A 7,919-nucleotide genomic window follows, 5' to 3' on the forward strand; every position below is an offset into this window, starting at 1 on the left:
TCGCGGGGGTCCTCGCGGGGGTCCTCGCGAGGGTGCTGGTGGGGGTGGTCGCTGGGCTCGCTCACGGCTGCTCCTGCTCGAAGCCTCGGGACACCGCGGCGCGCAGGGCGCTCAGGCCGCGGTGCGCGTGCGTCTTGACGGCGCCGCGGCTGATGCCGAGCGCCTCGGCGATGTCCTGCTCGGACATCTCGCCCTGGTAGCGCAGCACGAGCACCTCGCGCTGCCGGGCCGGCAGCGCGTCGAGGGCCCGCAGCACGATGCCGTGCTCGGCGGCGCGCACCGCGTGCTCCTCCGGCCCGTCGGGCGCGGGGTCCGGCAGCGGCCGGCGCCGCTCGGCCACCACGCGGTGCTTGAGGACGTCGCGGGCGCCGTTGACGACGCTGGAGCGCAGGTAGCCCACCGCGCTCGCGCGGTCGGCCAGCCGGTCCCAGCGCCGGTGCAGCGCCACGAAGGCGTCGGCGACGACCTCCTCGGCGCTGGCGGTCTCGCCCATCAGGGAGGCCGCGAGCGCCACCAGGCGCTGCCAGTGCGCCGCGTACAGGGCGCCGACGGCCTCGTCGGCGGACCACGAGCGGGGGTCGTCCACGCCCGGGTCGCCGACGCGCTCAGGCACGCGCGGTCGCTCCCTCTGCAGCATCACACCCTGAAGACGACTCACGCACGGTCACGGTTGACATCCAACCGGAGCCGATCTTGGAGATCGCCCCCCGACGCGCCGGGGTGCCGGCGCGCGCGGCCCCGGGTGCGGCGAGGGGGCGCCGGAGTACCGTGCGGGCCATGAGCGAGGCCCCCCGCGTGCAGCGCGCCCCCGACGACCTCTTCCTGAGGATCGTCGCCGGTGAGGTCCCCGCCACGATCGTGCACTCCGACGAGCTCGTCGTGGCCTTCGAGGACGTCGACCCGCAGGCGCCCGTGCACGTGCTCGTGATCCCGCGCGAGCGCCACGAGAGCGTCGCGCAGCTGGCCGCGGCCGCGCCCGCCACCCTCGCCCGCCTGGTGCAGGTGGCCCAGCGGATCGCCGACGAGCGCTGCGGCGGGGAGTACCGGCTCGTCTTCAACACCGGCACCGCGGTGGGCCAGTCGGTCTTCCACGTGCACGGCCACGTCCTGGGCGGCCGGCCCTTCACCTGGCCCCCGGGCTGATCAGGCGGTTGGATGGTGCGGCATGTGCGGCCTCTGCGGTGAGATCAGGTTCGACGGGCGCTCCGCGGACGTGTCCGCGGTGCTGCGGATGTCGCAGTCGCTGGCGCGCCGCGGACCCGACGGCGAAGGGGTCTGGGCGCAGGGGCCGGTGGCCTTCGGGCACCGGCGGCTGTCGGTCATCGACCTCTCCCCGTGCGGCGCCCAGCCCATGCAGGACCCCGACCTCGGCCTGACGGCCGTCTTCAACGGCTGCGTCTACAACTACCCGCAGCTGCGCGAGGAGCTCATCGGGCACGGCTACCGCTTCGTCGGCACCTCCGACACCGAGGTCATCGTCAAGGGCTACCACCGCTGGGGGCTCGACGTCGTCGACCACCTCGTGGGGATGTTCGCCGTCGTCGTGCACGAGCGCGACAGCGGCCGCACCGTCCTGATGCGCGACCGGCTGGGCGTCAAGCCGCTGTACCTGGCCGAGACGCCGGGCCGGCTGCGCTTCGCCTCCTCGCTGCCGGCGCTGCTGGCGGCCGGCGACGTCGACACCACGATCGACCCGGTCGCGCTGCACCACTACCTCAGCTGGCACGCGGTCGTCCCGGCCCCGCGCACCGTCCTGCAGGGCGTGCGCAAGCTGCCGCCCGCGACCGTGCGCGTCGTGGAGGCCGACGGCTCCAGCCGCGAGCACCGCTACTGGGCACCCGACCACGTGCGCCGCGAGGAGTTCGCCGGCTTCTCCGAGCGCGACTGGGAGGACGCCGTCCTGGAGCGGCTGCGCACCTCGGTGCGCCGGCGGCTGGTCTCCGACGTCCCCGTCGGGGTGCTGCTCTCCGGCGGCCTCGACTCCAGCCTCATCACCGGCCTGCTGGCCGAGGAGGGGCAGCGCGACCTGGCGACCTACTCGATCGGCTTCGAGTCCGTCGGCGGCCGCGAGGGCGACGAGTTCGCCTACTCCGACGTCATCGCCGAGCGGTACGCGACCGACCACCACCGCATCCGCGTCACCGGCGACGAGCTCGTCGGCGCCCTCTCCGACACGGTGGCCGCCATGGCCGAGCCCATGGTCAGCCACGACGTGGTCGCCTTCTACCTGCTCTCCCAGCAGGTCTCGCAGACCATCAAGGTCGTGCAGTCCGGCCAGGGGGCCGACGAGGTGTTCGGCGGCTACCACTGGTACCCGCCGCTGGCGGGGCTGACCCCGCAGCAGGGCGTCGAGGCGTACGCGAGGGCGTTCTTCGACCGCGACCACGCCGGGATGGCGCAGGTGCTGCAGCCGCAGTGGCTGACGTCCACCGACGTCTCCCGCGAGTTCGTCGCCGAGCACTTCGCCCGCCCCGGCGCGGACACCGCCGTGGACGCGGCGCTGCGCCTGGACACCGAGGTCATGCTCGTCGACGACCCGGTCAAGCGCGTCGACAACACGACGATGGCCTGGGGCCTGGAGGCGCGGGTCCCGTTCCTGGACCACGAGCTGGTGGAGCTCGCGGCGGCGGTCCCGCCGCAGATGCAGCTGTCCGAGGACGGCAAGGGGGTGCTCAAGCGCGTGGGGCGCCGGGTCATCCCCCGCGAGGTCATCGACCGGCCCAAGGGCTACTTCCCGGTGCCGGCCATCACGCACCTGGAGGGCAAGGTCCTCGGGCTGGTGCGGGACGCGCTGACGAGCGAGGCCGCCCGCGCGCGCGGGCTGTTCCGGCCCGAGCACGTCGACGCGCTGGTGCGCGACCCCAACGCCGAGCTGACCCCGCTGCGCGGCAACAAGCTGTGGCAGCTGGGGCTGCTGGAGCTGTGGCTGCAGCAGCACGGGATCGACTGAGCAGGAGGACGCCGTGAGCTCGACCGCCCGGCGCCGCGGCCCCGTCGCGGGGTTGCGCAACCGCGCACCCGCCGTCCCCACCATCTCCGGCCGCAACTGGCAGCGACCGCCGAGCTGGTTCACCGACGAGATGGACAGCGACGTCGTGCTCGACATGGGCTGGGGTCGCCTGGTGTTCGGTCAGACGTTCACCGACCAGCGCGCCGTCGTCGCCGCCCTGCGCGCGGAGGAGACCGGGGAGCGCGACATCGCGATGTACGTGCGCGACCCGCAGGTGCTCGTGGGGCTGGCACCGCACGAGCTGTTCCTGGACCCCTCGATCACCTACCGGCTGCCGCTGGACCGCTACCGGGCACCGCGCGACCGCAACCCCGACGTGTTCGTGCGGATGGTGCGCGACCGCGCCGAGCTGGACGAGGTGAACCGCATCTACGCCGCGTGCGGGATGGTCGTCTCCGACCCGGACGTCATGTGGGCCAACCACCGCACCCGGACGTTCACCTACCTCGTGGCCGAGGACACCCGCACCCGGCGCATCGTCGGCACCGTCACGGGCGTCGACCACGTGCTCGCCTTCGGCGACCCCGACCAGGGCGCCAGCCTGTGGTGCCTGGCCGCCGACCCCCAGGCCGCGCCGCGCGGGGTCGGGGAGGCGCTCGTGCGGGTGCTCGCCGAGCGCTACGTGGCCCGCGGGCGCGCCATCCTCGACCTGTCGGTCATGCACGACAACGCCGGCGCCATCGCCCTGTACCACCGCCTGGGCTTCCGCCCCGCCGCCCCCGTCGTCGTCAAGCGCAAGAACCCCATCAACCAGCGGCTGTTCTCCCCGGCGCCGGCGGGGCTGGCCGCCCTCAACCCCTACGCGCGCATCGTCGCCGACGAGGCGCTGCGCCGCGGGGTGCGGGTGGAGGTCACCGACGCGCCCAGCGGGGAGCTGCGGCTGACGCACGCGGGGCGCTCGCTGCTCACCCGCGAGTCGCTGTCGGAGCTGACGAGCGCGGTGGCGATGAGCCGCTGCGACGACAAGCGCGTCACCCGCAGGCTGCTGGCCGCGCGCGGGGTGCGGGTGCCGCGGGCGGTCGAGCTGGCCCCGGACCCGCTGCGGGACGCCGAGGGCCTGGCCGCCTGCGAGGAGCTCGTCGCCCGCACCGGGCCCGTGGTCGTCAAACCCGCCCGCGGGGAGCAGGGCAAGGGCATCAGCGTCGGCGTGGCGGGCCCGGAGGCGCTGCGCCGCGCGGTCGCCGAGGCGAGCGCGCACTGCCCCGACGTGCTCGTGGAGGAGTTCGTCGCCGGCCAGGACCTGCGCATCGTCGTCATCGACCACGAGGTCGTGGCGGCCGCGGTGCGCCGGCCGGCGGCGGTCATCGGGACGGGCGCCGACACCGTGCGCGCGCTCGTGCTCAAGCAGAGCCGGCGGCGCGAGGCCGCCACCCGCGGGGAGTCGAGCATCCCGCTGGACGCGACGACGGAGGACGTCGTCGCGGCGGCCGGGTTCTCCCTCGACGACGTGCTGCCGCGCGGGCAGCGCCTGGAGGTGCGCCGCACGGCGAACCTGCACACCGGCGGCACGATCGAGGACGTCACCGAAGACCTGCACCCCGCCCTCGTCGAGGCGGCCGTCGCGGCCAGCCGGGCCATCGGCATCCCGGTGACCGGCCTGGACCTGCTGGTGCCCGACGTCTCCGGTCCCGAGCACGTCGTCATCGAGGCCAACGAGCGCCCGGGGCTGGCCAACCACGCGCCGCGGCCCACCGCCGAGAGGTTCCTGGACCTGCTGTTCCCCGAGACGCGCGCCGCGGCCGGGGACCGCTGAGCGCGGCTCCCGGAGGGTTCCCAGCCGCGCCGGGACGGGACTAGGGTCCGGCCATGAGGCGCAGGTGGGCGGGTGCGGCGGCGGTGGCGGCGCTGGTCGTCGGTTCGGCGACGAGCGCGCAGGGCGCGCAACCGCCCGGACCGCAGGGCTTCTCGCCCGGCGCGCCGGGCATCGGGGACCGCTACTACCCCCTCGACGGCAACGGCGGCTACGACGTCGACCGCTACGCCCTGGACCTGCGCTACGACCCGGCGAGCGACGAGCTGTCGGGGACCGCCACGATCGTCGCCCGCGCCACGCAGGACCTCACGAGCTTCGACCTCGACCTCAAGGGCATGAGCACCTCCGCGCTCACCGTCGACGGCGCCCCCGCGCGGCACTGGCAGGTCGGCGGGGAGCTCGTCGTGGCGCCCGCGGCGCCGATCGCGGTCGGGGCGCTCTTCACGACCGTGGTCACCTACTCCGGGGTGCCGCGGACGGTGGAGGACCAGCTGGGGACCTCCGGGTTCATCCACACCGACGACGGGGCGGTCGTCGCGGGCCAGCCCGAGGGCGCGGCCACCTGGTTCCCCGTCAACGACCACCCGCGCGACGCCGCCTCCTACGAGGTGTCCGTCACCGTCCCCGAGGGGCTGGAGGCGATCTCCAACGGCTCCTTCGCCGGCAGCAGCAGCGCGGGCGGCTGGACGACGTGGAACTGGTCGGCGCCCGACCCGATGGCCTCCTACCTGCTGACGCTGGCGGTCGGGGAGTTCGACCTCACCACCCGTGAGGTCGGCGGGCTCACCTACCTCGACGCCCTCGACCCGGACGTGGACCGGTTGCAGCTGGGCGACGACCCGGCCGCCCCCACCGCGGGCGCCGTCGCCCGGGCGTCCCTGGCGCGCCAGCCGGAGATCGTCGACTTCCTGTCCTCGCAGTTCGGCGAGTACCCCTTCACCGACGTCGGCGGCATCGTCGACGACGACCCCTCGCTCGGCTTCGCCCTGGAGACGCAGACCCGGCCGGTGTACTCGCCGGCGTTCTTCACCGACGCGCTCTCCGGCGACAGCGTCGTCGTCCACGAGCTGGCCCACCAGTGGTTCGGCGACGACGTGCGGCTGGCCTCCTGGCAGCACATCTGGCTCAACGAGGGGTTCGCCACCTACGCCGAGTGGTTGTGGGCCGAGCGCGAGGGGCAGGCCACCCTCCAGCAGATCGCCGACGCCTACGGCGCCATCCCGGCCGAGGACCCCTTCTGGTCGCTGCGCATCGGCGACCCGGGCCCGGACCACCTCTTCGACGCGCCCGTGTACCTGCGCGGTGCGCTGACCCTGCACGCGCTGCGCCTGCAGGTGGGGGAGTCGGCGTTCTGGGGGACCCTGCGCCGCTGGGCCGACGAGCGCTCCGGCGAGGCGGTGACCACCCCGCAGTTCACCGCGCTGGCCGAGGAGGTCTCGGGGCAGGACCTCGACGCCTTCTTCCGCACCTGGCTCGACACGCCCGCCCGGCCCGGGGCACCCTCGCAGGGTGCCTGAGGCCCACTCCCTGCACCGCCACGCCCGCGACCAGCGCGCGGCCCTGGCGGGGCAGGTCCTGGCGGTGAGCAGCCCGCAGGGCAGGTTCGACCCCGCGCCCTACGACGGGCACCGCCTGCTCGACGTCCAGGCGCACGGCAAGCACCTGCTGCACTCCTTCGAGGGGGCGCCCGACCTGCACGTGCACCTGGGGATGAAGGGGGTCTTCCTGCGCACCGACGACCTCGCGGCGCCCCCGCTGCGCAGCACCCGGCTGCGCCTGGCGGGGGAGCGGGAGGCGTTCTCCCTCATCGCCCCCTCCGTCTGCGAGCCGCTGCCGGACGCCGCCCGCGACGCGCTGCTGGCCTCGCTGGGCCCGGACCCGCTGCGGGTGGGCGCCGCCGGCCGCGAGGAGGCCGCGCGGCGCCTGGGCACGGCGCGCGCCGCCGTGGGGGCCGCGGTGCTGGACCAGTCGGTGTGGGCGGGCATCGGCAACGCCTGGCGCGCCGAGCTGCTCTTCCTGGCCGGCATCGACCCCGCCCGCCGGGTGGACGTCGAGGAGGCGGGCCGGCTGTGGGACCTGGCCGTGCAGCTGCTGCCGCTGGGGGTGGACGCCGGCCAGGTCGTCAGCGACCCGGCCGCCCCCGACGAGCGCTGGGTCTACAAGCGGCAGACGTGCCGGCGCTGCGGGGCGCCGGTGGCCAGCCGCGGCGTCGGCGGGCGCACGGCGTGGACGTGCCCGCGCGAGCAGCGCTAGGGCGGCGGCCCGCGACCGGTGCCGGCGCGTGCCTGGCACCGGCAGGGTCACCGTGGCGCGCCGCGGCCGCCGCGGGCCACCGGATACTGGGGACGTGGGACGTGAGCACGCGGTGCGCGACTTCCTGCGGGTGCGCCGCTCGGCGGTGCACCCGCAGGACGTCGGCCTGCCCCCCGCCCCCGGACCGCGCCGCGTGGCCGGGCTGCGCCGCGAGGAGGTCGCCTCCCTGGCCGGGGTGAGCGTGGCCTACTACACCCGCCTGGAGCAGGGGCGCGCCCTCAACGTCTCCGAGTCGGTGCTGCGGGCGGTGGCGGCCGCCCTGCGCCTGGACGAGGACGAGCTGGCGCACCTGCGCGACCTCGTCGGCCACGGCGCCTGCCCGGGCGGCGCCCGCACCGAGGTGCCGCGGGTGCGGGCCGGTGTGCACCGGCTGCTGGCGGCCATGGACGGGGTCCCGGCCCTGGCGCTGGGGCCGCGCTCGGAGGTGCTGGCCGCCAACGCGGCCGCCGCCGCGCTGCTGGTGGACCCGCAGTCGCTGCCGGCCCGCCGGCGCAACTGGGTGCGCTGGCTGTGCACCGACGGCGCGGCGCGCCGGCTGTTCCTGGACTGGGAGGACGTGGCCTCCGACGCCGTCGCCGGGCTGCACCGGCACGTGGGCCGCGACGCGTGCGACCCCGCGGTCGCCGCGCTCGTCGGCGAGCTGAGCGTCGTCAGCCCCGACTTCGCCCGCTGGTGGGCCAGCCAGCGGGTGCGCACCCGCGACCACGCCACCCACCGCCTGCAGCACCCCCTCGTGGGCCGCCTGGACCTGGACGTGGAGACCCTGCGCCTGCCCGGGGCCACCGGGCAGGCGCTGCTGACGTGGACCGCCGAGCCCGCGAGCCCCTCCGCCGAGGCCCTGGG

At 75.7% G+C, this 7,919-nt stretch carries 7 protein-coding genes; 6 read left to right on the forward strand and 1 reads right to left on the reverse strand.

What is annotated here, in order from left to right:
* Nucleotides 1-61: 61 nt before the first annotated feature.
* Nucleotides 62-613 carry an RNA polymerase sigma factor gene (locus GTQ99_RS16230; protein ID WP_338075042.1) on the reverse strand — a complete coding sequence of 184 codons (552 nt, stop codon included), beginning with the start codon at nt 611-613 and terminating at the stop codon, nt 62-64.
* A 164-nt stretch (nt 614-777) separates the two neighbouring features.
* On the opposite strand from GTQ99_RS16230, the gene GTQ99_RS16235 reads away from it, so the two are divergent.
* The 6 genes from GTQ99_RS16235 to GTQ99_RS16260 all read left to right on the forward strand — a co-directional run.
* On the forward strand, nt 778-1,143 hold the full coding sequence (locus GTQ99_RS16235; protein WP_166616776.1) for an HIT domain-containing protein: 366 nt from the start codon (nt 778-780) through the stop codon (nt 1,141-1,143).
* 22 nt (nt 1,144-1,165) lie between these two features.
* The gene (locus tag GTQ99_RS16240) at nt 1,166-2,950 is read left to right on the forward strand and encodes an N-acetylglutaminylglutamine amidotransferase (protein ID WP_166616777.1); all 1,785 of its coding nucleotides are present in this window, start codon (nt 1,166-1,168) and stop codon (nt 2,948-2,950) included.
* 82 nt (nt 2,951-3,032) lie between these two features.
* On the forward strand, nt 3,033-4,763 hold the full coding sequence (gene ngg / locus GTQ99_RS16245; RefSeq protein ID WP_420814573.1) for an N-acetylglutaminylglutamine synthetase: 1,731 nt from the start codon (nt 3,033-3,035) through the stop codon (nt 4,761-4,763).
* A 53-nt stretch (nt 4,764-4,816) separates the two neighbouring features.
* Nucleotides 4,817-6,280: a M1 family metallopeptidase gene (locus tag GTQ99_RS16250; protein ID WP_166616778.1), complete on the forward strand. Its 1,464-nt coding sequence runs from the start codon at nt 4,817-4,819 to the stop codon at nt 6,278-6,280.
* Nucleotides 6,273-7,016, forward strand: coding sequence for a DNA-formamidopyrimidine glycosylase family protein (locus GTQ99_RS16255; protein WP_166616779.1), 744 nt, complete (start codon nt 6,273-6,275; stop codon nt 7,014-7,016). Before GTQ99_RS16250 ends, GTQ99_RS16255 begins: the two co-directional genes overlap by 8 nt.
* A 94-nt stretch (nt 7,017-7,110) precedes the next feature.
* The coding region (locus GTQ99_RS16260; protein ID WP_166616780.1) for an MmyB family transcriptional regulator at nt 7,111-7,919 on the forward strand (809 nt) is incomplete at its 3' end.

The organism is Kineococcus vitellinus (assembly GCF_009906315.1).
Taxonomy (GTDB): domain Bacteria; phylum Actinomycetota; class Actinomycetes; order Actinomycetales; family Kineococcaceae; genus Kineococcus; species Kineococcus vitellinus.

Bases quoted from the DNA above. Each gene is read 5' to 3' on its own strand.
- GTQ99_RS16235 (WP_166616776.1), top strand. From the start codon at position 778: ATGAGCGAGGCCCCCCGCGTGCAGCGCGCCCCCGACGACCTCTTCCTG.
- GTQ99_RS16240 (WP_166616777.1), top strand. From the start codon at position 1,166: ATGTGCGGCCTCTGCGGTGAGATCAGGTTCGACGGGCGCTCCGCGGAC.
- GTQ99_RS16250 (WP_166616778.1), top strand. From the start codon at position 4,817: ATGAGGCGCAGGTGGGCGGGTGCGGCGGCGGTGGCGGCGCTGGTCGTC.